Annotated in this window: 23 protein-coding genes; 11 read left to right on the forward strand and 12 right to left on the reverse strand. The window is 67.7% G+C overall.

The annotated features are described in order from the left end of the window. Positions 1-257 precede the first annotated feature (257 nt). Complete coding sequence (locus tag DCE93_RS11945) at positions 258-3,317, forward strand: hypothetical protein (RefSeq protein ID WP_146184992.1); 3,060 nt, start codon at positions 258-260, stop codon at positions 3,315-3,317. Between the two features lie 421 nt (positions 3,318-3,738). On the opposite strand, the gene DCE93_RS11950 is transcribed toward DCE93_RS11945, so the two are convergent. Continuing rightward, positions 3,739-4,581 (reverse strand): hypothetical protein, encoded by an 843-nt coding sequence (locus tag DCE93_RS11950; RefSeq protein ID WP_146184993.1) that lies wholly within the window; start codon positions 4,579-4,581, stop codon positions 3,739-3,741. A 705-nt stretch (positions 4,582-5,286) separates the two neighbouring features. Here DCE93_RS11950 and DCE93_RS11955 point away from each other — a divergent pair. From DCE93_RS11955 to DCE93_RS11975, 6 genes are all read left to right on the forward strand, one after another. Then, complete coding sequence (locus tag DCE93_RS11955) at positions 5,287-5,988, forward strand: hypothetical protein (RefSeq protein WP_146184994.1); 702 nt, start codon at positions 5,287-5,289, stop codon at positions 5,986-5,988. Between the two features lie 67 nt (positions 5,989-6,055). Further along, positions 6,056-6,214 carry a hypothetical protein gene (locus tag DCE93_RS14635; protein ID WP_168186218.1) on the forward strand — a complete coding sequence of 53 codons (159 nt, stop codon included), beginning with the start codon at positions 6,056-6,058 and terminating at the stop codon, positions 6,212-6,214. 188 nt (positions 6,215-6,402) lie between these two features. After that, entirely contained in the window at positions 6,403-6,711 is a 309-nt protein-coding gene (locus DCE93_RS11960; RefSeq protein WP_108596074.1) for a hypothetical protein, read from the forward strand. Between the two features lie 109 nt (positions 6,712-6,820). Then, positions 6,821-7,387: an RNA polymerase sigma factor gene (locus DCE93_RS11965; protein WP_146184995.1), complete on the forward strand. Its 567-nt coding sequence runs from the start codon at positions 6,821-6,823 to the stop codon at positions 7,385-7,387. Next, positions 7,384-8,439, forward strand: a complete 1,056-nt coding sequence (locus tag DCE93_RS11970) for a hypothetical protein (protein WP_108596076.1) — start codon at positions 7,384-7,386, stop codon at positions 8,437-8,439. Before DCE93_RS11965 ends, DCE93_RS11970 begins: the two co-directional genes overlap by 4 nt. 336 nt (positions 8,440-8,775) lie before the next feature. Beyond that, positions 8,776-9,207, forward strand: a complete 432-nt coding sequence (locus tag DCE93_RS11975) for a DUF4279 domain-containing protein (protein ID WP_108596077.1) — start codon at positions 8,776-8,778, stop codon at positions 9,205-9,207. A gap of 100 nt (positions 9,208-9,307) precedes the next feature. Here the strand turns inward: DCE93_RS11975 and DCE93_RS14640 are convergent, their stop codons facing one another. From DCE93_RS14640 to DCE93_RS12005, 7 genes are all read right to left on the reverse strand, one after another. Further along, positions 9,308-9,448 carry a hypothetical protein gene (locus tag DCE93_RS14640; RefSeq protein WP_168186219.1) on the reverse strand — a complete coding sequence of 47 codons (141 nt, stop codon included), beginning with the start codon at positions 9,446-9,448 and terminating at the stop codon, positions 9,308-9,310. Between the two features lie 239 nt (positions 9,449-9,687). Next, complete coding sequence (locus DCE93_RS14460; RefSeq protein WP_146184996.1) at positions 9,688-9,945, reverse strand: tetratricopeptide repeat protein; 258 nt, start codon at positions 9,943-9,945, stop codon at positions 9,688-9,690. A 473-nt stretch (positions 9,946-10,418) separates the two neighbouring features. Beyond that, on the reverse strand, positions 10,419-11,531 hold the full coding sequence (locus tag DCE93_RS11985) for an acyltransferase family protein (RefSeq protein WP_108596079.1): 1,113 nt from the start codon (positions 11,529-11,531) through the stop codon (positions 10,419-10,421). A 30-nt stretch (positions 11,532-11,561) separates the two neighbouring features. Further along, the gene (locus DCE93_RS11990) at positions 11,562-12,854 is read right to left on the reverse strand and encodes an O-antigen ligase family protein (RefSeq protein WP_108596080.1); all 1,293 of its coding nucleotides are present in this window, start codon (positions 12,852-12,854) and stop codon (positions 11,562-11,564) included. A gap of 404 nt (positions 12,855-13,258) precedes the next feature. Next, complete coding sequence (locus tag DCE93_RS11995; RefSeq protein ID WP_108596081.1) at positions 13,259-13,756, reverse strand: DUF4383 domain-containing protein; 498 nt, start codon at positions 13,754-13,756, stop codon at positions 13,259-13,261. A 121-nt stretch (positions 13,757-13,877) separates the two neighbouring features. Further along, positions 13,878-14,627: an alpha/beta fold hydrolase gene (locus DCE93_RS12000; protein ID WP_108596756.1), complete on the reverse strand. Its 750-nt coding sequence runs from the start codon at positions 14,625-14,627 to the stop codon at positions 13,878-13,880. 112 nt (positions 14,628-14,739) lie between these two features. Further along, positions 14,740-15,054, reverse strand: coding sequence for a DUF7882 family protein (locus tag DCE93_RS12005; protein WP_108596082.1), 315 nt, complete (start codon positions 15,052-15,054; stop codon positions 14,740-14,742). A 218-nt stretch (positions 15,055-15,272) separates the two neighbouring features. On the opposite strand from DCE93_RS12005, the gene DCE93_RS12010 reads away from it, so the two are divergent. Next, positions 15,273-16,187, forward strand: coding sequence for an alpha/beta fold hydrolase (locus DCE93_RS12010; protein WP_108596083.1), 915 nt, complete (start codon positions 15,273-15,275; stop codon positions 16,185-16,187). 39 nt (positions 16,188-16,226) lie between these two features. Here DCE93_RS12010 and DCE93_RS12015 read toward each other — a convergent pair whose 3' ends face one another. Then, on the reverse strand, positions 16,227-16,604 hold the full coding sequence (locus DCE93_RS12015; RefSeq protein WP_108596084.1) for a DUF2255 family protein: 378 nt from the start codon (positions 16,602-16,604) through the stop codon (positions 16,227-16,229). A gap of 167 nt (positions 16,605-16,771) precedes the next feature. Here DCE93_RS12015 and DCE93_RS12020 point away from each other — a divergent pair, with 167 nt between their 5' ends. Beyond that, complete coding sequence (locus DCE93_RS12020) at positions 16,772-16,984, forward strand: hypothetical protein (protein ID WP_108596085.1); 213 nt, start codon at positions 16,772-16,774, stop codon at positions 16,982-16,984. 56 nt (positions 16,985-17,040) lie between these two features. Here the strand turns inward: DCE93_RS12020 and DCE93_RS12025 are convergent, their stop codons facing one another. Beyond that, positions 17,041-18,063, reverse strand: a complete 1,023-nt coding sequence (locus DCE93_RS12025; protein ID WP_108596086.1) for a PHP domain-containing protein — start codon at positions 18,061-18,063, stop codon at positions 17,041-17,043. A gap of 427 nt (positions 18,064-18,490) precedes the next feature. On the opposite strand from DCE93_RS12025, the gene DCE93_RS12030 reads away from it, so the two are divergent. Next, on the forward strand, positions 18,491-21,214 hold the full coding sequence (locus DCE93_RS12030; protein ID WP_108596087.1) for a lamin tail domain-containing protein: 2,724 nt from the start codon (positions 18,491-18,493) through the stop codon (positions 21,212-21,214). A 78-nt stretch (positions 21,215-21,292) separates the two neighbouring features. Here the strand turns inward: DCE93_RS12030 and DCE93_RS12035 are convergent, their stop codons facing one another. Together DCE93_RS12035 and DCE93_RS12040 are read right to left on the reverse strand one after the other, a co-directional pair. Then, on the reverse strand, positions 21,293-22,336 hold the full coding sequence (locus DCE93_RS12035; protein WP_108596088.1) for a zinc-dependent alcohol dehydrogenase family protein: 1,044 nt from the start codon (positions 22,334-22,336) through the stop codon (positions 21,293-21,295). 83 nt (positions 22,337-22,419) lie between these two features. Beyond that, positions 22,420-24,897, reverse strand: coding sequence for an HAD-IC family P-type ATPase (locus tag DCE93_RS12040; protein ID WP_108596089.1), 2,478 nt, complete (start codon positions 24,895-24,897; stop codon positions 22,420-22,422). Positions 24,898-25,004: 107 nt separating this feature from the next. Between DCE93_RS12040 and DCE93_RS12045 the strand changes: the two genes are divergently transcribed. Continuing rightward, positions 25,005-25,970, forward strand: coding sequence for an EamA family transporter (locus tag DCE93_RS12045; RefSeq protein ID WP_108596090.1), 966 nt, complete (start codon positions 25,005-25,007; stop codon positions 25,968-25,970). Positions 25,971-25,985: the final 15 nt, after the last annotated feature.

Raw genomic sequence — 25,985 nt, forward strand, 5'->3', positions numbered from 1 at the left:
CGGCTGGGACCAGATGCGGATCGCCATAGGCGACACTCCCGTCCGCGTGCGCTCCCGCTGAGCGATGGACAGCGCATTGCGGCTTGCGTTTAGCGGCTGCCTCAGGATTCCGAAAGGAATCGGCCGAGGTGGTTCATATCCTGCGCGGCTGGGTGCACTGCGATGAATCAGTGGCTCTCGCGAACGAAGATGGGCGCTCTGGTTGCGGTATCCTCGCCTCGCAGCGCGGCGGACGCCCGCCAGATGTGGGGGATGTGGTGACCGACTGGAAACCGGTGCGGATCGATTCGTTGTTGATGCGAGCGCCCGTCGCCCTGGCTAGCGCACCTGCGATACCGAACCTCGACCTTCTGCCATTCACCGCACTGGATTGGCCAACGTTCGAGAAACTTCAGCTGCGGGTCATGACGGACGTCCTCGGCCTTCGCGACCCCCGTCAGTACGGAGACCCCGGGCAAAATCAACAAGCAATCGACCTCATCGCCACCGCAGCTGACGGGACCGGGACCGCGCTGCAGAGCAAGAACTACACGTCGTTCGTTTTGAGCGACCTGAAGGCGGCAGTAAAACGCTTTCGCGATACGGAACGGCCCTTCGCGGTCGGCCACCTGGTAATCGGCGTCAGCAGCCTGGTCCGGCGCACGGAGATCATCGCCGAATTGAAGAAACTGCAAGGCGAACTGGCACCTGTCCGCCTCGATCTATGGGACGCTCAGCGCCTCTCCGATCTGCTTCGGAACCAGCACGAGATCGTTGCCCAGTTCTTTACCGTGGAGACCGCCCGGCAGTTCTGCGGTGACTTCGAAGTAAACGTCCCCATCATCCCCAACGTCGATGCCCGCATCATCAGCGATGCCGTCACAATGCCGCCGGAGACGCTCACCGGAGCACAAGAGTTGCTCGATGAGGCCGAAAAATCGACGGACCCGTCCGAGGCGATCAGCCTGATGGAACAGGCGCAGGAGAAGCTCCGAAAGGCTGGCTTCGATGCCTACGCAAGCCGCCACGAGCCGGCTCGAGCGAAGTTGATGGTTCAGGTGGGTCGGGAGCAGGAAGCTGCGCGCCAGATCCTCGACGAAGTCTGGGCGGCCCTGGACCGCGGCCGCACCGGTAACGCGCAGATCACATTCAATCGGATGCGCACGCTTGCTGAGATGCTTCCCGACTCAACGGTCCTCAGTGATTACGAGCAGGTGGGGAGCGCGGCTTTTGAGCTCTACATGCAGCCACTGGGCTACCTGCCAGAACCATCCTCGCTGCTCATCGGTGCGCACGTCGACCGCGTGCGGTTGATGCTGCTTGCAGGCGAAACGGCGCTCGCATTGGACAACCTGCACTGGCTGAGATCAGCTTCCGGTGAAATAGCCGTCCTGGCCGAGGACCGGACGCTACCAGATGTGCTGCGGGTGAGACTGCGACTACTTGTCGCCGAGGCGAAAGACGACTGGGCACCGCTGCTAGATGAAGCACGCCGAAAGCGTCTTCGCTCCGAACTGACCCCTCTGGTCACCGCCCGCTACGCGCGCTACTGCGCCATCCGCCAACAGTTTCAAGCAGCGGATGAAAACTGGGAGCAGGCCGCTTCCCTCGCGTCGCTTGTACGGCAGTGGGACGACGCCGGAACATGGCTTCTCAGCAAGCGCGCCTATCTCAGCAACTGGAGGCCATTCAGCGAAAACGACCTCATCGCCATGGAGATTGCACTGGGCGAGCAGCAGTATCCGACGCCGCCGGTGATCCCCCGCGCGGTCCGAGCATACGAAGAGGCGCATGAGGCGAGCCGGCAGGGCAATGCCCGTTCCGCTGCCATCGCCGCGCAGCGCGCCTTGCGCGACGCTGTCGCTTCCGGCGACTGGTCAGGGGAGCGAAAAGCTCGCACCGTGCTGGCGGCAGTGATGCAGGCAGCAGATGAGCCACAACGAGCAGCCATCCATTTGGCACGTGCCGGCGAGGGCAAGAAGGCGGAGGCGCTCGGGAAGGCTTACCCCAATCGGTTCATCGACGTCATCGGTGAGCTCGGGGCGGAGACTTACTGGAACGTCGGGACGGCGTACCGCCTCATCGCCACACAAGCGGATGTGGTGCCCGACGCCCGGGTGGACGAGATCGCCACACACATCATCTCGGATCTGAGGGCTGCCGGAGCCGGCAAGCTGATCGACGTCACCTTCTTCGCGTCCTCCCGTTACAACAACGCGATCAAAGCCCTCGCAGGCCTGGGTCTCCGGCTATCGAAGACCGACGCCGACGCTGCCCTCGGTCACTTCGAGGACCAACCAGAGGTTCAACCGAACCATTACCGCTATCACGACGAGGACGAGGCGGTAGCGGTCGCCCGGATAGCACGCGCGCACCCCAGCCTCGCCCCGCGCGCTATCGCACACCTAGTAGCGCTGCTGGCACGGGCCTCCGGCGCTCGGAAGAACGTGGCACTCGAGGCGCTCGCCCAGTACCCGGACCTGGCCCGGCCAGCCCTCAAAGCGGTAGACGTCGGAAACGGATGGGCTCAGGAGATGTTGGCCTACGCCGACCCCACAGATATCGACGAGACGGCAGCGGCTGCGGCGCTGGGACGTCTGACCACGCCGCTCGAACACGTTGAGGGATTGTCCACCGTCGGATCGAACGCCATCGGTGATTCCCTGCTTCTTGCCGGTCAGCCGCAGGATGCGCTGGCTCGCGTTATCCGAGAGATGATGGGTCGCGCCGACGACGCCCGTGTCAGCGGCTTCGACCGTGGAAGCTATCTGACCGCGGCTGCGAACCTCGCGCGCGGTCTCGGTGACGAGTCCAAGAAGCAGCTGTTCCCGGACGCTGCACGCCTTGCCGAGAAGTCGACCCCGTCCACCCTGGATGAGTTCGACCGACAGTTCTCTCACCCGCTGGGCACGTTCCGCTTGAATATATCCGGCAGTGACAGGCGCGGCCACGCGACCTTTCTCGCGAGCCTTCTGGTCGTCTCGGACAATGACCGCGAGGAGGTGCGGCGGCTGGCTTACCTTCTGCTCGGGTCGGATTCGGACTTCTACCCGACGCAGGCGTTGCAGAATCTCGGGGAGGTTGTAAAGGACGATATCGCTTTCCTCGCCGGACAGGGCTGGGCGATGCGCAGTCTCGCGTCCATACTCTGGGTCCGCTACGGTGGCCCGCCGCATGTCGGCGCGCGCCTGGCCGCAGACGAGGATGCGCGCGTGCGTCAAGCGCTCGCGAGTTCTCTTGCCGAGGCCCACGCTGAGCCGTCCCAGGAGTTTGTACGAGCTCAGCTCGCGACCGACCCATCATCCCGAGTGCGCCGCGCCCTCGGTGGCATGGACTGATTACAGGGCGACCCCTACCGCAGTTGAGTCCCTGCTCCTTTGGCGTGCTGATCTTCGAAGTTCGCCATCTTCCGGCGGCACCAGCCGAACCAGATGAGTGCGCCCACCAGCCCCGCGACTTCAACGACGCTGTACCAAGCGCGAGAAGCCACCGGAACGGCTCGAACGTTATCACGCCAACGAGGAGACATGCCGCACTCGAGAGCATGAGCGCGATTGGCGCCCACCCTCCGCCGTTCGATCGCCATCCACTGCGTGATCAGCGAGGTCATCAGTCTCCGGCTACTACGAGGGGATCACAATCAATGCGATATGCGCCCGACGACGCAACGGGCCACATTAGCCTCCTTGCCGACGCCGCGCGGTTACGCAGTTGGGCCGGTACGCCCGGCGCAGGCGGGACCACCACACCCGCCGACGATCACGCGGACGCTTGGTTAACGAGCGTCGTCAGACGCTCGGTCAGCTGCCTCCGCAACGTTGCACGATCGCCGGTGCCCAACCCGTACCGGAGGTAGCGAATCGACTGCAGGTCGAATGGCACGTCGGCGGGGTCCTGTGTCAAGAGAATCGTGGGGCGAGGCAACGCATGAGCGAGGCCAGCCTCGTAGAACACATTTGCATTCTTTCCCGTTAGGTCGGCTACGACGACCTGCGATCGCCAGAGTATAGACAAGACGTCACCCATGACATGGTGGTGCTCCCAAATGTTGTCCGCGCGCACACAGCTAAGGCCAGCATCGGCCACGGCCTCTTGGATCGTCTCGTAGACGACGTCAAAAGAGGCCGTGAAAGGCATCATGACCGCGACGAGCCTGGGATCACGTGGTGTGTCGGCCGGAAACTGGACCGCGGCGGACGGGCCGTAATTAGAGGACGTCTGAGCGCCGGCCTGATGTGCGAGGAGCACCTCGAAAAGGTCCACGTCCTTGACGGCCCAGTGCGTACGCCGGAGTCCCCACTCCCCGATAGCCAACTCTCCCTCAAGATCCTGGATCGTTGTGAGCGGTATTGGTGGAAACTTTGGATTCCGAACGAATGAGAATCGATGTCCGCGTCCATCCGGCTTTACCGAAGTGACCGTGCCAATGTGCGCTACCTGCTCAAACCCGTCATCGCCGACTTCCGGCATCGCGAGCACAGGCAGATCTTGGAGCGCCCTGAAGTCAGTCAGGAGCGCGCTGCGGATGGCGTTATCCGTACGTTCGAGAAACCTTCCTGCTGGGACCGTTCCGCCACTCAAGCCAACCTGCAAGCTGTACATCCATTGCCTCTCGTACCCGACCGTCTACGAACTCTAGCGATGAAGCGCGAGCAGTCCGCTCCATGGAGCGATCCGCCGAGCGGCACTCTGCGCGGGCAGCCTGAGGTCGCTGAATCGACGTTCGATGCGCCGACCGGTATGGGTAGAGCCAAGAGCATGTACATCACCGGCCCCCGACCCCGGTCGTATGGGCTGGAATCTGTGCCATTAATGTGCCATTAAATGTCCGAAAACGAACTGAAGCCAACTGAGACCATTCGAAAGAATCCCTGATCAGCGCGATATCATGCCCATAAGAATTGAGCAAAAACGGCCCAGGCTCACTGAAAATCGAAAGGTCACCGGATCGATGCCGGTCGGAGCCACCATCGAAACCCCCGGGAGACCGGGGGTTTTCTTGTTTCAGCGGGAGATTCCGCCGGGGCGACGGTGAGGCTGTGCCATTGAGGTCGGCGGGGGTTCGCCGTCTGGTTCGTTTCGATGGTTCGCCGGCTGCGCTCTTGAGCGCGTCCTTGAGAGCGGCGCCGGCACGAAGTGCGACGCCCTCGCGGTCGCGCGAGTAGCGCTCGGTGACCTGCAGGCTCGAGTGCCCGAGCGTCGCCTGCACGGTGGCGTGATGCGCACCCTCGGAGAGACCGGCACCGCTTGGTCGGCGGCCGCGGCCGATACCGTCCTGGGCCATCCGGCCGTGGCATACTCGCCATTGTGACCTGGAACGCACTCACCGTCGTCCTCGTTAGCGTGCTGACCTTCGGCGGACTCATGGTCATGCTCGAGCTCACCACACCCGGGGGGCTCATCTTCAACCGGCCCGACGCCGAGATCGCGGCGCTCGCCGATGAGGCGTTCCTCACGGCGGAGGGGCGCCAGATCTTCTTCGATGCCCGGCCACGCTTTCGCGACGAAGACGAGTTGTCGCAGGCTTGCGACCAGCGTGCGTTCGAGCCCGATGACTCCGACGGCGGCACGACGGTGGGGTGCTACACCGGGTACGACGTCATCTCGATCTTCAAGCCCGACGATGCGCGACTGCGACCGATGATGGTGACGACAGCAGCGCACGAACTGCTGCACGCCGCATATGCCCGACTGGATCCCGCAGAGCGCGATGAGGTCGATGCGCTCGTCGAGGCGGAGCTCATGCGGGTGCCCGCCGACGACGGCGTGCACGGACAGATCGCGGCTTCGGTCGGCGACCGGTCCGAGAACCGTGCCAACGAGCTGTTCGCCTACCTCGGTTCCCAGGTCGTGCTCGACGAGGGGTTCGACCCCGAGCTCGAGACCTACTACGCGCGGTACTTCACCGACCGAGATGCACTCGTCGACGTTTTCCTCGCGTTCGAGTCGACGCTCGACGGAAGCGGCGTCGAGCTCGAGAACGGCTGGGCTGATACGGGTCGCTCGTGACGTCTGACGGATCGCGAGCGCGAAAGAGAGCGCGGCTAGGGCCGGCGCCGCCACGTTGACTACAGGGATGAACGCGATCACAGCGGCAGCGATGGGGCGCCCTCATCGGATCGAGTGGCCTCTTGATGAAGAGCCCGCAACGTCGATCATTCAGGACAGCGTTCAGGACGACATCCAGGGCAATCGCATCGTCGTCGACCCAGCCGAGCAGCCCGACCCGCGCTGAACCGGATACGACCGGTTCGCCCTCGTGGCTCTCTCGGCAGCTGTTTCCCGTGCTCGAGCCCGAGCTCGCGAAGAAATCTCGCCAGGATCTGTAACGAAACCCCCTTCGTCGACAACTACCAAGGTAGAGACAGAAATGGGGTGGGGCGGATGTCGGCTGGCAAGAAGCTCATGCGGGTGGGTGGAGCTATGACGATGCTCGGCATGGTCGGCATGGTGACCGGGGCTGCGATGCTGGCGTTCTCATCGGCGTTCGGCGCCGCGGCACAGAGCAGCATCGCGCTCATGGTGGCCGCCGGTGGAGCGGCAGTGTCGATTGCGGGAGTGGCTGTCGTCTGCATCGGCCTCGTGCTGCGGCCGAGCCGCGCAGTGGAGCACGGCCGGCTCTACGTGCCTGTGCACCACCGGACGACCTACGCTCGACCGGGGCGGCGCCGCCGCGACGGAGCTCGCGCGCAGAGCCCGGTCACCGCGGAGCAGCCGGTGGTCGCAGGCTGAGGCCGGCCTGACGGGCGCAGCCTGAGCCAGAGAACGCGACCAAGAGCTAGGGTCATCGGATGCGCCGAAGCGGAAGTACGCCGGCGCCTGACGGGAATCAGAACAGCACGTGGAGACAGGCACAGACGACGCCGAGATGGTGCTCGCGCATGAGCGCGCATTCGAGACGACCTTCCGCGCCCACTACCCGACCATCTTCAACGCCGCGTACCACCGGCTGAACAACCTCCGCGACGCTGAGGATGCCGCGGCTGAGGTGTTCAGCGTCGCGTGGCGACACCGTGCTGAGGCGCCAGTCACGTACACACTGCCGTGGCTCTACGGTGTTCTTCGCAACGTCGTCGGCAGCGAGTACCGGCGACGCGAACGTGTGAGCCTTCACGACGACGACCACGAGGAAGCCGGCGCCGTCGTCGACCCAGGCTCGGCTGACGCAGCCGCAGCCGCAGCCGACGACGCGCGCCAGGTGCGACAGGCGGTCGCAACCCTCGAGCTGGCCGACCGCGAGCTGATCTGGATGGCCTACTGGGAGGACCTCACTCGCGAGGAGATGTCCGTGATCCTCGGCTGCTCACCGGCTGCGGTTCGGGTGCGCCTCCTCCGCGCGCGACACCGCTTGAAAGTCGCCCTCGACGCGCAGAATGCTGATCCGGGACCGAGGCAGAAGAAGCCATGAACGACGAAGAACTCACGAACCGAATCCGGGCGGCGCGCCCGGTGCTACCGCGCCTGGACTCGGAGCGCGCAGAGTCGACGCTCCGCTCGATCATGCGCGAAGACGAGCCCGACAGCACCCTCGCCAACCCCCTCCTGGGCATCGGCGCCACCGTGACGCCGATCACCAGCGCGAACAGCATGTCCCGCAGGCTCAGGCCGGTCTACCTCAGCGTCGCAGCCGGACTCCTCGTGCTCATCGTCGCGGCGATCGCCATGGTCGCGGTGCCTCGCGGAGGCGCGAGCACAGCGTGGGCGGCGACGCCGCCGCAGCTCGCACCCCAGCCCATTCCCGGAACCTCGAAGGAGCTGCTCATGGAGATGAGCGAGGCCGTCCGCCTGAGCGACCTGCCCGCCGCACAAGGCGGCCGGACCGTGCTCTCCCAGTCCTGGGCGCTGTCGCTCACGCCGGGGAGCGACGAGCTGCCGGTCGCGATCGTTCCCGAGGATCGCGAGTTCACGCGCCGGGCCGACGGCTCTGTGGCAATAGAGGTGCGCGCCGGCGTCCCGTACGACGCCGAAGGCAAAGAGATCATCTCGTTTCTTCAAGTCCAGCCCGGTGAGCTGGTCTGGCGCGATGACGTGCCGCCGGGCGAGTACCTGTTCATGTACCCGGACGCGCCGCCGGTGGATGCCGCAGCGTATGCGCAGTACTTCCGCGAGCACAACCCGATCAGCTCAGAACCGGCCTCCGCCGTGCCGACGACGGGCAACTACTTCAACTGGACGCAGCAGCTCTTGAACGAGTGGAACATGAACCCTGCCCAGCGCGCGGCGCTGCTGGAGTTCCTGGCGGGGCTGCCCGACATCGCGGTCGACGGCACGGTCAACGACCGTCTCGGCCGCCCGGGAGTCTCGTTCTCGACGAACTTCAGCGACGTCAGCGGCGAGTACCGCGACATGCTCGTGATCTCGCCCGAGATGGGCGTGCTCTCCTATGAGAGGGTCTACGTGGGCACCGGACGCACCGACATCGAGGCTCCCGCGGTCGTGCACTACGTCGCATGGCAGTGAGAAGCTCAGCGCGGCGCTGAGCGGCGCCGTGCTGAGAACCACAACACCGAAAGGCACACCGCTCCATGAAACTGAAGACCCGTCTCCTCGCCGTCGCAGCGGAGGCCTGAAGGGGCGATTCTGTGCTGGGTGGCTCGTACCTTCGAGATAAATCGCCGCGACTGACGCGCGATCAGGTCCGTGGAATCGAGATCGCGTACACCGGCGAGATGTGGACCCTGAAGCGTCTTGATCTACGCAACGACGTAAAGCCCGAGAATCCGCGAGCGGGTCGCTCCGCGGACCGGCGGTGACATCCGCAACGCAGCAACCGCGGATCAGTTCTATGCTCGCGTCATGATTCAGTCCGGTCGCGCGTCACTCACTGTTGTCTCAACCGAGACCGACCCCGCTCTGATCTCGGAGATCCTCGGCCTGGTCCCGACACGCGTCGCGCTTCGAGGGTCAGTGCGCCGCTCAGGTCGCCCTTTGGAGCACAACGTCTGGACGATCGACGTTGAACAAAGCCCAAACGCGGACGCGGACGCAGACGAGACGGGCACCCAGGCGCTTCGCGATCTTGTCACCGGCGCCCGACCGGCGATCGGAAAACTCTCACGCCTCCCGGATGACTGCGACGCCAAAATCTGGTGGTCCGCGGATTCTGACTCGACACAGGGCGGCTTTGTCCTGCGCGCGGAGCTTGCAGCAAGCATCGCCGAGCTCGGTGTAGACGTGTATGCGACCGTCTATCTCGAAGGGGGAGAGTCGACTGAGGCCGAGCAGTAAGTCCCACAGACCGATCCCTCATCGGTTTGAGGTCGGCTCGGTGCGAGTGTCACTGCTGCGCGAACACCGAAGCACCGGCCCGCCGTTCTGCATAGTACGACTATGCCTGCATCAGCTGCGTGACGAGCACGAAGGTGCCGGTCACGGTCACTCCGGCGAGGAGCAACGTCACCGCGGTTAAGGCGACGGCCGCACCGCGCGAGCGCCGGATCCACGCCGAGCCGGCGAATCCAAGGACCACCGCCGCAATCGAAGCGAGGCAGGCGAGTCCGCCGAATCGTGCGATTGTGACGGCGCTGCCTGCACCCAAGACAGTGAAGAGGTAGACGAGGAGAAGCGTGAAGAGTGCGAGCACCAGGAACGCGATCGCGGCAATGCTGACCAGCGACCCCCATGGATCGATCTCGGCCTGCTCGCGTCGTCGGTCGGCCAGTTCCGAGAGGAAGTCTTCAGGGATATCCCAATTGGCCGGCAGATTGCTCAGCTGGCGGATCCGTGCTTCATCAGCGTCGGCCGCGACGAGAGGTCCAAATATGCTGCCCGCTCGGCCCGGCTCGACCGGGTCAGGAAGAACTCGTACCGGCCTGCCTGCTCCGGGTGATTGGTCTCGCGGTAGATCCGCGCGATCGCTTGCCTGAGTTCTGCGTTTGCCGGGTCCTCGGCGAGATGGGCACGAAGGAGACGTCCAGCGTCGCGAACGCGTCCCGCCAGCGCGAGTGAACGTGCCGTCTCAATCACTGTTGCATCTATCGGCACTCAGCAATTATCCGCGCCATCAAGGGCACGAGCGACTCATCGATCACACCTTCACCGCGTAGTCGCGGCCAGACTCTCTCGCCGAGGTCATGAGCCGTGGATCTCCGTTGGGGATCGCCATACCGGCGGCGGGTGCGCCCGCGCCGTCATCCGTCGCGAAGTGCCTCGGCGCTCGCGAAGGCCGCCTCTCCGGGCATTTTCTGCATGGCATTGCCCCACGTGCTTCGCAAACGTGCCGTCAGCGTGTCGCCGTCAGGACGCTTCGATGAATTTCGACCCTGAGGACGTGCGGCCATTTTGTCTCTACCGCTCAGCGACGCGTTCCGCGGCTCGCTATGAGAGGGTCTACGTGGGCACTGGACGCACCGACATCGAGGCTCCCGCGGTCGTGCACTACGTCGCATGGGAATGAGACGTCGGCGAGAACCAGATCACCATGGGTCTGATGCGGACGGTCAGGCCGGTTCCGGTTGAACTCGCGGGCGAATCGATCCGACTGCTCGTGCGAGTCGGATGCTCGGCTTCTCAACGGCGACGTAGAAGATGGGTGTCACGAGCGCGGTGGCCACAACCGCTGCGACTGCGGCGAGCAGGGGGTCGCGCGGCAACGCGAACCCGGCTGCGACGATGATCGGCTCGTGTACGAGGTACAAACTGAACGAGACACGGCCGACTGTTCGTAGCGGGGCGATCTGCAGGAACCGACGAGCAGCCGACCATTCCAGCGCCATCACGACAAAGAGTGTCGCCCCTACGAGCATGATTCCCGTGGTGGCCCCGAGGAGGAATCCCGGGGCACCGAATGCCATGATGAGCCAACGCACAGATACCGCGAAGACTCCGAAGATGAGCAGCGCGATCCACACCGATCGATTCGCGCGAGAGAACCATCGGGAGATCTGCTCCTGGCGCATCGCCAAGATCACTCCGAGCAGGAACATCGGCGGGTACATCAACGCGCTCTCGTGGAAAATGCCTCCCGCCGTCGTCACTGCGATGCTCAGAGCCGCGAGCACGCCGTGTGCGGGGCGGAATTTGAACGCCACCCAGATGACCAGCGGCAAAGCCAGGGAGAAGAGGATCTCCCAGGTAAGGGACCACAGGGGCGACGCGAGGCCGCCGTTGCCGGCCACGAGCGTGAGGTCGCGCACGAGGGCCATGAAGGTGATGCTCCGGGGTCGCTCATCGAGCCAGAGGCTGGACACCTCCTCGCTTCGGGGCACCAGCAAGATGGTCGCCGCAGCAAACACGACGGCGGCCCACACCGGCAGATAGAGGCGCAACAGACGCCTCGGATAGTATCTCCGCCAGTCGTAGCCGCGCGGGGTGAGCGCGGGCAGGGTGAGCACGAAACCGCTGAGGACGAAGAATACGTATACCCCCGCCTTCCCCTCCCACAATGCGTGGATCGGCGTGTGAACCGCCAGCCACTCGAGGGAGCCGAATCGGGCAGGCTCACTGGAGTAGTGCGGTTCGGCTAGCGCGGGGAACAGCAGCAGCGAGTGGTGCACGAGTACAGTCAGGGCAGCGAGTCCTCGAAGGCCGTCGAGGGCCGTAATGCGATGCACGGGATGAGCGTATCAGCCAGCAAAAGCAGGTTACCGGAGGTTGCTGACCCTCGCCGATGGAACCGTGGGCTCTCTCGTCATCAGGTGCCGTGGATTGCAGAGCGCCACGTTCGCGACCATCAGCGGAAGCCATACCGCCCACATGTGCCCGGGTGCCTGAAGGTAGGGGTTCGTTGCATTGCCGATGAGCATGCCGAGCGCGCCGGCCGAGGTGACGAGAAAGATCGACACGAGGTCAGGGCGGACCTTCACCGCGCGAGCGATCGCGCGCACAGCGAGCACGACCACAGCCCCAACGATCAGCATGCCGACGAGCCCGACCTGGAACAACAGCAGGTGGTACTGAAGCTCGAAGTTCCACGGCCTCTCCTGAGACCGGTAATACCCTTCGATGGTCGCACCCCACCCGTGGCCGAAGTACGGGGCCTCCTGCCACGCGTCCAACAGCCTCGCCGCCTGCTCGACGCGGATCGACTGGTCGCCCCCGTCTTCGAAGAACGCGAGCACATTCTGCACAGTGCGTTGCACGACAGCGTTGCCCGCAACGGCTTGGATCAGGAACGGGCCAACCGCGAGGAGCAGCAACCCCGTGAGGACGGCGCCAGGGTGGACCCTCGTGGAGCGCCGACGCATCGCCCGCCAGACCAGCATCACCGCGGGCACAGCCAGCACAACGAGGACGATCGCGTTTCGCCCGCCGAGCATTGCCGCGGATGCTGCAATGACCGCGGCGATGACACGCACCGCACGTGGCGGAAGCAATGGGTGGTCTGGCAGGAGCGCTGCCGTGATCCACATCGGTGCCGCGGCGACGAGCGTCGACAACCCGTACAGGCGGATCGCGGTCGTCTCGTCCTCGAACGCGAATCCTGCCCCGGTCTCCTCAACCAGCCATTGCGGGACGATCTGCGGGATCACCCCGAGCTGCGTGCCGACGAACAGCACGATCAATGCGGACAAGGCGATGGTGCACCAGGCGGCAGTCGTCAGCACCGACCGAAGCATGCGTTCATCAGCGGCGAGCACCCACGCGCCGAAAATCAGCGGCGCACCGAGCCAGACGAGCGCGTTCTGCGACATGCCCGGGTTGTCCACTCCGATGACGGTCCCGTAGAGGCCCACCACCATCACGAGTCCGATCACCGAGACGACCTCGAACGACACACGCCGCCGGCCGACGATCAGAGCGACCACGGAGCTCACTGCGATCAAAGCGAGAAGTGGGTACAGGATCTCCCCGTGGCCGACCGGGCGCAGCAGGAAGTAGCCGAACGCCACCGAGGTCAACGCCCGGAACAGCCAGCTCGTCCCCCGGTCCTCCATGCGAGCAGTCTACGGCCGATGAACTTCTCGTTGAGGACGCGCTGGTTGCCGACGAACACGGAGTCGCCGAACTCGACGACGTCACCGTGGGCGGATCGGGAGACCGGGACCAGACGGCCAGGCGAGGAACCTGCCCGCGTATCCGGAGTGATTCCCCCGGCTCGCGTCACATCCTGTCATGAGAGCGGGGCCATAGGGGGCATCCCGCCTGTTCGTTTTCGTCGTCGCCGGTTCGACGTCAGACTGTCTGCGAACCGTTTCCCCTGCGGTTCTGCGCGCCGCGACGGCCTGGTGAACCCTTCTCGTCGCGGCGCGCGATTCGCACTTGAGAGACAGACGCGGCCGAAGGCGAGATCCGTTCGCCGCGGCGAGTGGATCTCTTCGACGGCATTGATCCGTTTCGATCAGCGCCCCGTACGCGTCCCTCCTGTCGTCGTGCCCGCACGGACACCGCGGTCGCGACGGCCGAGCAGCACGCCGAGCGCGATCATCGCCACGGCGAGGAATCCGTGCAGCCAGTTGTCGGCGGAGTTCAGCGGGACGAAGTTCGCAGGGTGGTCGCCCGAGAGGAAGAGCCCGTACAGGAGCAGCAGTGCGTATACGACGCCGCCCCAGATCAGGTAGTTCTTCGCGAACGCGAAGCTCGCCGCAGCGGCGAGACCCACGATGCCATAGAGCAGGTGCACGAGGTTGTGCAGGATCGACACTTGGAAGACGCCGAGAAGAAGTGCCTGCGATTCGTGGCCGGCGAACTGGATCGTCTCGAGGCCCGTCGTCAAGCCGGGGATGAACCCCGCGATGCCGACGACCACGAAGACGATGCCGAATGCGAGGGCAACCTTCTGCACGGGCGTCTCGGCGTAGCTCGTGCGATCCCCTGTGGGACGGACAGTGCTGTGCATGTCAACCTCCTCGTCGATTGCGGCGCCCGGCGAAGCGGGGGCCGCGGGACCTTGTGAGTCCCGTTTCGGTCATGTTCCCAACGACCGACGAAGTGCAGCAAGGGGGTTGACGCGCGAGCGGTCACGTCGCCGGGATCGGCGAATGTTGCTGTTTCGAATGCTCCGTGAGCCACGCCCGGACTGCTGCGGCGACGGCGCGGGGCGCGGTGTACTGCACGACATGGCGATTGCGCGGGACGATCACGAGCGATCCATGCGGGGCGTGATCCCGCAGTCGGCGACACCACTCCGTTCCGGCGATGGGGTCGTTCCCGCCGCGCACGACGAGGAGCGGCATCGCGAGGTCCTCGACGCGGCGATCGAGCCGGTACTCCACCATGTGGCGAGTCTGACGCAGGTACCACCTCGGTCCGCACCGGAGGTAGTCCGCGAACACCACGCGGTTGACGTTCGGTGGTTCGCCGACCGTGTCGACGGCGAGTGCGATCAGCTGGGCGGCGAGCGACCGGTGTCGGCTGTCGGTGACCGGGCCGATGATGACGACCCCTTTCGCCAGCTGCGGGCGGGCGGCAGCGAGTTCCACGACCCATTGGGTACCCATGGAATGGCCGACCAAGACGACGTTCGTCAGCCCCAGAAGGTCGAGCACGTCGCCGAGTGCGGCCGCCATGCCCGCCACGTCCACGTCACCGTGCGGTTTCGGGAGCCCCCCGAACCCCGGCAGGTCGATCGAGAACACGTCAGCGGTGCGGGCGAGTTCTTCGTGCAAGCGGGCAAGGGACCGGTGAGACACGCCGACCCCGTGGACGAGGACGTACGTGCACGGTTCCGATGCATCCTCTGCCGCCGTGGCGAGAACCCGGAACACCATGCCGTGCACGACGGTCGTCGTCGTCGTCCTGCCTGGTTGCTGCACGTATTCGGCCTCGATGCTGCTCTCGTCGTCAGAGGGGGGTCGCGATCATGCGCCGGCGCCGGCGCCGTCAGTCTTCCTCGGGCATGAGCGGAACGTCTTCGGCCATGATCGTCAGACCGCCGCCTTTGCTCGCCTGGTCGGCGAGTTTCTCCGCCCAGGCCATGTTCAGCCTCAGCTCTCGCCCTCCGGCGTACTCGAAATAGATCGGAACGCCGTTGTCGATCCAGATGGCACGCCGGCCCTCGCCGGAGGAGGCGGGCGCCTTCCAGGCCATGAAGAAGTTCTCTCCGCGGCGAAGCTTCACACCGATGATCAGTTGGAGGTGGGCGAGCATGCGGTCGTCCATCTCGAATGACTTGCCGTCGTAGTGAAGTTTTCCCACGTCGTCCTCCCGGAGTTTGGCCTCCGGGAGGAAACGGTACGCGAAGCCCGGCTAGCGGGTCGGAACGCGCTAGGGGGTTGATGATTGCGGTCAGCTCTGCTAGCCGCCGGGCACGCGTCAATCGACGACTGCGAGCAATCCTGGGTGATCGCAGCTCAGAAGAGAACACCCCTTGGCATTTGTTGACGACTGCGCGGGCGGCGAGGATCATCGTCGGTATGGGCACGAAGACCGCGCCCGGCCTGCGTCCCAGGCGGCTTCCCAAGCACCCGGCGTCGAGCTTGGCCGAGCGGTGGACCACCGTCGATGACATCGACGTGTTCTATCGCGAGTCGACGGTGCCACCGGATGCCCCCGCGATGATGCACCTGCACGGTTTCGGCCTCTCGGGCCGGTACCTCCTGCCGACGGCCGAACGACTCGGCGACGAGTTCCACACCTTGGTGCCCGACCTGCCGGGATTCGGTCGCAGCGGGAAGGCAGCGAACGCGCTCGACGTGCCCGACCTCGCCCACGCCGCGGTGCGGTTCCTCGATGACCGCGGCATCGATGCGGTCACGCTCGTGGGCAATTCGATGGGATGTCCCGTCATCCTCGAGTTCGCGCATCACCATCCCGAACGCATCGAACGCGCCATCCTCGTCTCACCGGCGGGCGGGATCTACAATCAGCCGCTACGCCGTGCCGTCGGGCAGCTCACGCGCGACGGCAGGCGCGAACCGCCGCGGATGATGCGGGTCGCGGTGCCGGACTACCTGCGATTCGGCGTGCCGAGCACGTTCAAGATGTTCCAGGCGCTGACCCAGTACCCGTCGCTCGAACGACTGCTCGCACTGCGGATCCCGACGCTCGTCGTCATCGGAGATCGTGACCCGCTGATGCCCGGGCCGGCCCGCGTGCAGGAGGTCGCCGCCGCCACCGACAACCACGTGCTGCTCGTGAAGATCGAGGGCGCGGCGCACGCGATCAACTTCAGCCACTCCGGTGAGCTCGCCCACCTCATCCGCCTCTTCATGGCGGATCTGCCGATCGTCGACGATCCCGACTCGCCAGGGCATGCCCGGCTGTACGAGATCCATCGGAGCCCGCACCTGCCGCCGACGATCGGTCCGGAGCCGCAGCGTCGATCCTGATCGCGATCCGGCGCGAACCCGCGGGGGCGGGCCGAACGGTCAGACCACCGGCTCGAGCCGGATCGTCGTGGCCACGACCTGAGGGCCGACGACGGTGCCGACGATCTTCGCGCCGTAGCCGTCGTACTTCGCGTGATAGGCCGCGTCGATCGCGGCGTGCACATCGGGGTCGGGTTCGGCGAACGAGACATCCCGCTCGACGCCGCCGGCACGGATGCGACCGGTGCCGCTCGCCTGCGCTCGGACGAACCACGGGTTGTCGGGTCCGTACGCCGAGCGCACGTAGAGGTCGTCGCCGACGCGCACGACCCAGATCGTGACGTACGGGCGCAGTGAGCCGTCACGTCGGCGGGAGGCGATCTGGAGCTCATCCGCCTGGTCGATGCGGTCGAGTTCCTCGACGGTCCAATCGCTCACGGTGCGTCCCCCTCCGAACCCGATGTCGCTCAGCCTGCCCGCCGAATACGGCGATTGTCAACGCATCGCGCAGCAGCGCCGTCCGACTCGGTGCGGGTTCGCACTGCACGGCCCGCGGCACCCGTCAAGGGGTTGGACCGCTCACCGCCCGATGCGAGTATCGGAACATGGACGCGCAGAATGAACCGATCGAAGACGGCCACGACGACGCGACCCTGCATGAGAAGGTCGTCGGACTCACCGCCCAGGTGAAGAGCGACCTCGAACTCGGGGCGGTCGACGACCTGCACACGATGGTGCGCCAGCGGCTCGAGGACGCGGGCCTACCCGCCGCCGAATCCGACGTCGACGCCATCGTCTCCGAGGTGCGCGCCAGGTAGCTCGCACGACGGCCGACGACGGATGCGCCCGCGACCGACTACAGTCGCGGTCGGACTCAGCCGTTGCGGTCGCGGCTCCACTCCAACAGCCGCTCGACCGGCCACGTCGTGACGATGCGTTCGGCGGGCACGCCGTTGGCCGCGGCACGCGCGGCACCGAGCTCGAGAAACGTCAGGTGCCCCGGGGCATGCGCATCGCTGTCGATCGAGAACAGGCAGCCCGCCTCGAGGGCGAGCCCGATGAGTTCGTCGGGAGGATCCTGCCGCTCGGGCCGTGAGTTGATCTCGACCGCGACGCCGTGCTCGGCGCAGGCCTCGAACACGGCGTGCGCGTCGAACGTCGACTGCGGCCGGGTGCCGCGCGAACCCTCGACGAGCCGGCCGGTGCAGTGCCCGAGCACGTTGGTGTGCGGGTCGGCGATGGCGCGCAGCATCCGCTTCGTCATCTCGGGTGCATCGGTGCGGAGCTTCGAGTGCACGCTCGCGACGACGAGGTCGAGACGGCCGAGCAGCTCGGCCGTCTGGTCGAGAGCGCCGTCGAGCAGGATGTCGACTTCGATGCCGTGCAGCAATCGGATGCCGCCGACCGTCGCCTGCACCTCGTCGATGACGCCCTGCTGCGCGATGAGGCGCTCGCCGCTGAGCCCGTTGGCGACGCGAAGGCTCGGCGAATGGTCGGTGACGGCGAGGTACTCGAGGCCGAGCGCCTCGGCGGCGCGGGCCATCGTCTCGAGACTCGTCGTTCCGTCGGACCAGTCGGTGTGGCTGTGCAGATCGCCCCGCAGCTCGGCACGGAGACCCGTCGGCGTGCCCGAGGGCGAGAGCCCCGTGCGGGTCCGCAGCTCGGCGAGGTAGGCGGGAACCGCGCCATCCGCCGCTTGCGCGATCACCGTGAACGTGGTGTCGCCGATGCCCCTGGTGCGCTGCAGCCGGCCGTCGGCGATCCGGGCTGCGACCTCATCGGCCCCGAGTGGTCGAATGACGTCGGCGGCCCGTCGGAACGCCTTCGACTTGAAGGCCGAGGCACGGTCTCGCTCGAGCAGGAACGCGATCTCCTCGAGCGCCGCCACTGGGTCCATCGCCCCATTCTGGCGCGTCTCGCGGCCGCCGACCACTGTCAGCCCCGTTGCTGCTCCGGTGACGCGCGCGTGTTCGCGGATCCCCGTATGCCAGTTCCCCCTCATCGGTGCGCCAGCTCCCTCATCGGTGCGCCAGCTCCCCCATCGGTGCGCCTACCCGCCTCGTCCATTGGCCAGTTCCGCCTCATCGGTGCGCCAGCTCCTCTCATCGGTGCGCCAGTTCCGCCTCAGTGAATGAGGGGGAACTGGCACATGCGAATTCCGGAAGCACGCGGGGGGAAAAATCCGGAAGCACGCGGCGAAGAAACGGGGCGGACAGACACCACGCGCGATGCGTCGTTCGCCCCGAGTTCACCCTGCGTTCGACGGCGTCGGCCACTGTTGCCCTGCCGCGAGCCGCCTGAGCTCGCCTGCCGAAGGAGCCCCCATGACGTCGTTCCGGCGCCGCCCCGTCTTCAGTCTTCTGGCCGCGACCGCGGCGATACTCCCGCTTCTCGCGGTCGGCGCACCGGCACATGCCGTGTCGAGTGTCGTCGGCGACGGCGTGCGCATCAACGAGGTCGAGTCCGACGGCGGCACGCCGGGCGACTGGATCGAGCTCGTCAACACCGGCGGAGCGCCGGTCGACGTCTCCGGCTGGGTGGTGAAGGACAACGAAGACAGCAGCGCCTCGAAGCTCCCGGCTGCCACCACGATCCCCGCCGGCGGCCACCTCGTGCTCGAGAAGCCGGTCATCTCCTTCGGCCTCGGCAAGGACGACCAGGCGCGACTGTACCTCGCCGACGGCACCACCCTCGTCGACTCCTACAGCTGGACGGCGCACGCGAGCACGAGCTACGGACGCTGCGCCGACGGAACCGGCGAATTCGCGGTCACCGTCACCACCACGAAGGGCGCCGCCAACGACTGCGAACCGGATGCCGCAGAGTACCTGCGTCTCAACGAGGTCGAGTCGAACGGCGGCACGCCGGGCGACTGGGTCGAGCTCGTGAACATCGGAGACTTCGAGCTCGATGCCTCGGGCCTCGTGATCAGGGACAACGACGACAGCCACGCGCTCACGGTGCCGGCCGACACGATCGTGCCCGCCCACGGGTATCTCGCGGTCGACACCGAGCCTGCGTTCGGACTCAGTGGCAATGACTCCGCACGCCTCTTCGACACCGACGGCACGACCCTCATCGACCAGACCTCGTGGACCTCGCACGCCGCCACGAGCTACGGCCGCTGCCCCGACGTGATCGGCGCCTTCGAGGCCACTCGCTCGACCACCAAGGGCGCGGCCAACGACTGCGAGCCCCCCGTCGCGGCCGACATCCGCGTCAACGAGGTGGAGTCGAGCGGCGGCGCGCCGGGCGACTGGGCCGAGCTCTTCAACCCGGGCGCCGACGCCGTCGACGTCAGCGGCTGGATCGTGAAGGACGGCGTCGACGACCACGTCGCCGTGCTCCCGGGCGGGTCGACGATCGCGGCCGGCGGCTTCCTCGTCGTCGAGGAGTCGGTGCTCGGCTACGGCCTCGGTGCCGACGACTCGGTGCGACTCCTCCTGCCCGACTCGGTGACCGTGGTCGACAGCTACTCATGGACGGCTCACGCCGCCACGAGCTACGGACGCTGCCCCGACGGCACCGGCGAGTTCGTGCTGACCGCTGCCACCACGAAGGGCGCGTCGAACGACTGCGCCGACGTCGCGCCGGGTGGACCCGGCACGCCCGCCGACGCCTGGCCGGGCGGTTCCGACGTCTCGACGGTCGACACGGCCGGCGTCTTCAACGGCAACATGAGCGGCCTCACCTTCGAGCCGGCGGACACGACGGATGCCGAGGCATCCGACACCCTCTGGGCCGTGAAGAACGGGCCCGGCACGCTCTTCCGCTTGCACGACTCCGACGGCGTCTGGGCGCCCGACAGCGGCGACTGGGCAAACGGCAAGGCCCTGCACTACGCCGACGGCACCGGTGACGTCGATGCCGAGGGCGTCGCCCTGACCGATGCTGGTGCCGCAGGCGGCATCTTCGTGTCGAGCGAGCGCAACAACGCCGCGAACGGAGTGAGCCGCCCGTCGATCCTGCGTTTCGACGCCGGCGCCAGCGGCACGAGCCTCTCGGCGACGGCCGAGTGGAACATCGCCGCCGACCTGCCGACGATCGCGCCGAACAGCGGACTCGAGGCCATCGCCTGGGTTCCCGACGCCTGGCTCGTCGAGCGCGGACTCGTCGATGCGAGCACCGGAACGGCCTACGACCCCGCCGACTACGCGGGTCACGGCAACGGCCTGTTCTTCGTCGGGCTCGAGGCGAACGGCATGGTGTACGCCTACGCCCTCGACCTCACGGGCACGGTGTACCACCGCGTCGCCGCGTTCGCGAGCGGCTTCCCGGGCGTAATGGATCTCGAATTCGAAGCCGAGACCGAACTGCTCTGGGCGGTCTGCGACGACACCTGCGACGGCCGCACGGCGACGCTCGACGTCGCCCAGTCGGGAGCCGCTGCCGGCACCTTCGCCGTGACCGCGCTCTACGAGCGACCGACCGGAATGCCGAACCTCAACAACGAGGGCTTCGCGATCGCCCCGCAGGAACGCTGCACCGACGGTTCCAAGCCCGTGATCTACGCCGACGACGCGGCGACCGGCGGGCACGCCCTGCGCGCCGGCACGATCGACTGCGTCGCGTCGGGCGAGCCCGGCACGCCGGTCACGCCCGCGGAGGAATCGCTCACCGACGGTGCGCGCGGCTCGATCACGGTGCCCGGCACCGTGCGCGCCGGGGCGACGATCACCGTCGTCGTCGGCGCACAGCTCGCCGGCGACATGCTCGACGCGTGGCTGTTCTCCACGCCCGTGCACCTCGGCACGGTGACCGTCTCGCCCGACGGCACGATTCGCGTGACCATTCCGGCGGACACCGCGGCCGGCGCGCACCGTCTCGCGGTCCTGTCGGCCGACGGCACGCTGCTCGGCTGGGACGACCTCACCGTGACGGCCGCCGGCACCGGCGGAGCCGGCACCGGCACCGCCAGTGCCGGCACCGGTGCCGCGGCGCTCGCCTCGACCGGCGCGACCGTCGCACCGCTCGTGATCGCCGCGTCGCTCGCACTGCTGCTCGGAGCGCTCGCGCTCGTGATCCGGGCACGTCGCCGAGCGAGCTGAAGCAGGGCCGCGGAGACGCGGCCTCGAACGACGAAGCGAACGGGCTCCTCTGCACGAGGGGCCCGTTCGCCGTTGGTGCTACAGCTCGACCACCGTCATGCCCGAGCCTGCTCCCCCGGCCTTGCCCATCGCGGCGAGCGCCGTCGGCACCTCGTCGAGCGTGATGCGACGCCCGACGAGCTCGATCGGGCGGAAGTCGCCCGACGCGACGGCGCTCAGCATGAACGGGTACTCGTGGGCCGCCATGCCGTGGCTGCCGAGGATCTCGAGCTCGCCGGCGATCACGGCGTCCATCGGCATCGCGGCGAGCGCGGAGTCGCCGACCATGAGCCCGATCTGCACGTGCCGCCCGCGCTTCTTGAGGCTGCGCACCGACGCGAACGACGTCTCCGTCGAGCCGAACGCGTCGACCGAGACATCCACCCCGCCGCCGGAGGCCTCGAGGATGCGCTCGGCCGCCCCCTCGCCGCCCTGCACGGGCACGGCGCCGAGGCCCTTCGCTGCGGCGAGCGCGGCATCCGACACGTCGACGCCGTAGACCTTCACGCCGGCCGCGACGGCGATCATGATGGCCGAGAGGCCCACCCCGCCGCATCCGTGCACCGCGATCTGCTCGCCGGGCGCGAGACGGCTGCGCGAGACGATGGCCCGGTAGGCGGTCGCGAACCGGCAGCCGAGCGAGGCCGCCTCGACGAAGCCGAGCGAGTCGGGCAGGCGGATCAGGTTCAACTCGGCCTCGTCGATCGCGACGTACTCGGCGAACGACCCCCAGTGGGTGAACCCGGGCTGCGACTGCGCGTCGCAGACCTGTTCGTTGCCGGAGCGGCACTCCTCGCAGCGCCCGCACGCGCAGATGAACGGTGCCGTGACCCGGTCGCCGACGGCCCAGCCGGAATCGGCGGCGAGCTCCGAGCCGAGCACGGCGATCTCGCCCGCGAACTCGTGCCCCGGCACGTGCGGCAGCGACACCGTGTCGTCGTGGCCCATCCAGGCGTGCCAGTCGCTGCGGCAGACGCCGGTCGCACGCACCCGGATGACCGCGCCGCGCGGCGGGCATTCGGGCTCCGGCACCTCCACGAGTTCGGGGTTCTCGCCGAAGGCGTTGAAGAGCACGGCGCGCACAGGAGGGCCTTTCCGTTTCGGGTCGACGGATGTCGCATGGCGCGCGGCATCGTCGCCGCAGCGCGCTCGCGACATCCGCGAGCTTATCGGCCTCCGGCGTGCCGCCTGCGACGCTCGGGCTCTGCGATCTCCGAGGCCGTGCCGAACCGGCGGCGATGCCAGAACCCGATCGCCTCGATGAGGATCCACGAGATCGGCACGACGATCGCCAGATCGACGAGCGTCTCGACCGGCAGCGGCTCGAACTCGAGGAACTGCACCGCGATGGGCACGGTCGTCACGAGCACGAGCCCCACGACCATGGCCGCGAGCACCCCGGTCTTGATCCACGTGAACGGGCGCGAGAGCACCGCGAGGATCCAGAGTCCGATCAGGGCGAGCGTGATCGTGCAGGCCGTGCGCACGACCGCCTCCTCGAAGCCGAGCGCGCGGGCGTGTCCCGAGACGACCGCGATGGCGACGGCGACGACGAGTCCCGCCGGAACGGCGAACGACAGCGACCGACGCAGGAACCCCGGCACGTAGCGTCTCGCGTTCGGCAGCAGGGCGAGGAGGAACGCGGGGATGCCGATCGTCAGCCCGTCGGTCACCGACAGCTGTCGCGGCAGGAACGGGAACGGCCAGAGCAGGACGCCGAAGATCACCGCCATCGCGATCGCATACGCGGTCTTGGAGAGGAAGAGCATCGAGACCCGTTCGATGTTCGCGATCACCCGGCGCCCCTCGACGACGACGCCCGGCATGTGCGAGAACCTGCTGTCGAGCAGCACGATGCGCGAGACCGCCTTCGTCGCCGCCGAACCCGACTCCATCGCGATGCCGATGTCGGCCTCCTTGATCGCGAGCGCGTCGTTGACCCCGTCGCCCGTCATCGCGACGGTGTGGCCCCGAGCGCGCAGCGCACGCACCATCTCGCGCTTCTGCACGGGAGTGACCCGGCCGAAGACGAGGTGCTGCTCGAGCACCTCGCCGAGCTCGTCGGGGTCGTCGGGGAGCTCACGCGCGTCGAACCCGTCGCCGGCGTCGAGGCCGACCTCGCGGGCGACCGCGGCGACCGTGCGCGGGTTGTCGCCCGAGATGATGCGCACCGCCACGCCCTCCTGAGCGAAGTAGCGGAGCGTCTCGGCAGCGTCGTCGCGCACGGCCTCGCGGAACGTCAACAGCGCGACGGGCGTGAGCCCATGGGGCAGGCGGGCGGCCTCGGCATCCGCTTCGCCGAGCGGGTCGGGGGCGTGCGCGAGCAGCAACGTGCGCCGCCCCGATTCGGCGAGCGCACCGGCGCGTTCGAGGGCAGCGGATGCCGCGGCATCCGCCGAAGCCGCATCGCGCAGCACGAACTCGGGGGCGCCGAGCACCCACGTGCCCGGGGCGCCGGCCCCCTCGCCGAAGGCGACCGCGCTCCACTTGCGCGCCGAGGAGAACTCGATGCGGGAGGCCGCCTCGAGCGGTGCCGCGAGCGGGAACTCGTCGCGCAGACTGCGCGCCGTCGCATTCGCGTCGGGCTCCGCGCCGTTCCAGGCCAACGCGAGCCGCCAGCCCGCGGGCTGGGCATCGTCGAGCGGGTGCACGCCGTCGAAGCGAACCTCGCCGCTCGTGAGCGTGCCGGTCTTGTCGAGGCAGATGAGGTCGACCCGGGCGAGGCCCTCGACGGCCGGCAGCTCCTGCACGAGCACGTTGTGCGAACCGAGCTTCACGGCGCCGAAGGCGAAGGCGATGCTCGTCATGAGCACGAGGCCGAGCGGGATCATCGCGATCACGGCGGCGACGGATGCCACGGCCGCGTCGCGCCATTGCCCTGTCTCGATGGCGCGGCTCCAGCCGCCCGCAGCCACCATGTTGGCGTTCACGACGATGATCATGATCGGGAAGATCGCCCAAGCGATCCACTTCAGGATGCGGTCGATCGAGCTGCGGAGCTCGGAGCCGACGAGCGAGAACCGCTTCGCCTCGGCGGTGAGCTTCGATGCGTAGGCGGCATCGCCGACGTCGGTGACGATCGCCCGGCCCTGCCCGCCGACGACGATCGAACCCGAGAGCACCCGGTCGCCCGGCGCCTTGTCGATGGGTTCGGATTCGCCCGTGAGCAGCGACTCGTCGACCTCGAGGCGCACGCCGTCGACGAGCCGGCCGTCGGCCGTGACCTGGTCGCCCGAGCGCAGCACGAGCACGTCGTCTTCGACCACTCCGCGCACGTCGATCTCGCCCTCGACGCCGTCGCGCACGACGCGGGCGCGCGGCGCATGCAGCAGGGCGAGCCGGTCGAGGGCGCGCTTGGCCCGATACTCCTGCACGACGCCGATCGCCGCGTTCGTGATCGCCGCGATGCCGAAGAGCGCGTCCTGCCAGCGGCCGAGGATCAGGAGGAGCAGGAACCCGGTGACGACGATGCCGTTGAAGAGGGTGAAGACGTTGGCCCGGAGGATGCTCCAGATGCTGCGACTCGACGCGTCGTCGGCGACGTTCGCCCGGCCGTCGCGCACGCGGGCCTCGACGTCGGCGGCGGTGAGGCCGCGGCCCGGATCCGTCACGGCCTGCTGCGCTGCGAGCTGCTCATCACCCATCGACGCCCCCGTTCGACCCGCCCCGGATCGAGTCTCGCACAGCGTTCCGATGGGCGGGAGGGTGGCGGGCGAGAGACGTCGGCACGCGGATTGTGTAACAATATGCCATGCGATTCGTGACCGCCGTGCTGCTCGCGGCCGTCTGCTTCGGCACCACGGGCACCGCGCAGGCGCTCGGCCCCGAGGCGAGCGCCGCCTCGGTCGGCGCCGCTCGCATCCTGATCGGCGGCGGCGCCCTCGGGCTCGTCGCGCTGATCCTGCACTTCGCCGGACGCCGGCACGGTGCGGCCGGGACACCCGCCGCGCCGGCGCCCGGCGTCGGCACGCGGCATCCGCTGCCCGCCTGGCTGCTCGTCGCCATCGGCGCCGCGGGCGTGCTCGCCTATCAGCCCGCCTTCTTCGCCGGCACCGCCGCGAACGGGGTGGCCGTCGGCACGGTCGTCGCGCTCGGTTCGGCGCCCGTCATCACGGGCGCGCTCGACTGGGCGATCCGACGCCGGTATCCCGGGCACCGCTGGGCGATCGCGACGGCGATCGCGACCGTCGGCGTCGGCATCCTCGCCGCCGCCACCGGTGGCGGTGAAGGCGGGTCGGTCGGGTCCGAGCCGCTCGGCCTCGCCGCCTCGCTCGGCGCCGGCGCCTCGTACGCGGTCTACACCCTCGCGGCGAAGGCGCTGCTCGATCGCGGCTGGAGCAGCTCCTCGAGCATGGGTGCGCTCTTCGGCACGGCAGCGCTCTTCAGCATCCCGGTCTTCGCGGCGACGGATGCCTCGTGGCTCGCGACCGGCCCCGGCCTCGCGATGGCGCTCTGGCTCGGGCTCGTCACGACGACCGTCGCCTACCTGCTCTTCGGCTACGGGCTCGGCGGTCTCGCGCCGGCCACGGTCTCGACCCTGACGCTCGCCGAGCCGCTGACCGCCGCCATCCTCGGCGTCGCCCTGCTCGGCGAGGCGCTCACGCCCGGAGCGCTGCTCGGCCTCCTCGTGCTCGCCGCGGGCATCGTCGTGCTCGCGTCCTCCGGCGGGAGCCGTCGCGGCCGTCGGGGCCGTCGGGCGAGCGTCGCAACCGGCTGAGCCGCGGGGTGAGCC

This window comes from Agromyces badenianii, from assembly GCF_003070885.1.
Taxonomy (GTDB): Bacteria; Actinomycetota; Actinomycetes; order Actinomycetales; family Microbacteriaceae; genus Agromyces; species Agromyces badenianii.

Bases quoted from the DNA above. Each gene is read 5' to 3' on its own strand.
- DCE93_RS14635 (WP_168186218.1), top strand. From the start codon at position 6,056: ATGAACGCGATCACAGCGGCAGCGATGGGGCGCCCTCATCGGATCGAG.
- DCE93_RS12040 (WP_108596089.1), bottom strand. From the start codon at position 24,897: ATGGGTGATGAGCAGCTCGCAGCGCAGCAGGCCGTGACGGATCCGGGC.
- DCE93_RS12045 (WP_108596090.1), top strand. From the start codon at position 25,005: ATGCGATTCGTGACCGCCGTGCTGCTCGCGGCCGTCTGCTTCGGCACC.
- DCE93_RS12030 (WP_108596087.1), top strand. From the start codon at position 18,491: ATGACGTCGTTCCGGCGCCGCCCCGTCTTCAGTCTTCTGGCCGCGACC.
- DCE93_RS11970 (WP_108596076.1), top strand. From the start codon at position 7,384: ATGAACGACGAAGAACTCACGAACCGAATCCGGGCGGCGCGCCCGGTG.
- DCE93_RS12025 (WP_108596086.1), bottom strand. From the start codon at position 18,063: ATGGACCCAGTGGCGGCGCTCGAGGAGATCGCGTTCCTGCTCGAGCGA.
- DCE93_RS11960 (WP_108596074.1), top strand. From the start codon at position 6,403: ATGACGATGCTCGGCATGGTCGGCATGGTGACCGGGGCTGCGATGCTG.
- DCE93_RS12000 (WP_108596756.1), bottom strand. From the start codon at position 14,627: ATGGTGTTCCGGGTTCTCGCCACGGCGGCAGAGGATGCATCGGAACCG.
- DCE93_RS12020 (WP_108596085.1), top strand. From the start codon at position 16,772: ATGGACGCGCAGAATGAACCGATCGAAGACGGCCACGACGACGCGACC.
- DCE93_RS11995 (WP_108596081.1), bottom strand. From the start codon at position 13,756: ATGCACAGCACTGTCCGTCCCACAGGGGATCGCACGAGCTACGCCGAG.
- DCE93_RS11950 (WP_146184993.1), bottom strand. From the start codon at position 4,581: ATGTACAGCTTGCAGGTTGGCTTGAGTGGCGGAACGGTCCCAGCAGGA.
- DCE93_RS12010 (WP_108596083.1), top strand. From the start codon at position 15,273: ATGGGCACGAAGACCGCGCCCGGCCTGCGTCCCAGGCGGCTTCCCAAG.
- DCE93_RS11990 (WP_108596080.1), bottom strand. From the start codon at position 12,854: ATGGAGGACCGGGGGACGAGCTGGCTGTTCCGGGCGTTGACCTCGGTG.
- DCE93_RS11975 (WP_108596077.1), top strand. From the start codon at position 8,776: ATGATTCAGTCCGGTCGCGCGTCACTCACTGTTGTCTCAACCGAGACC.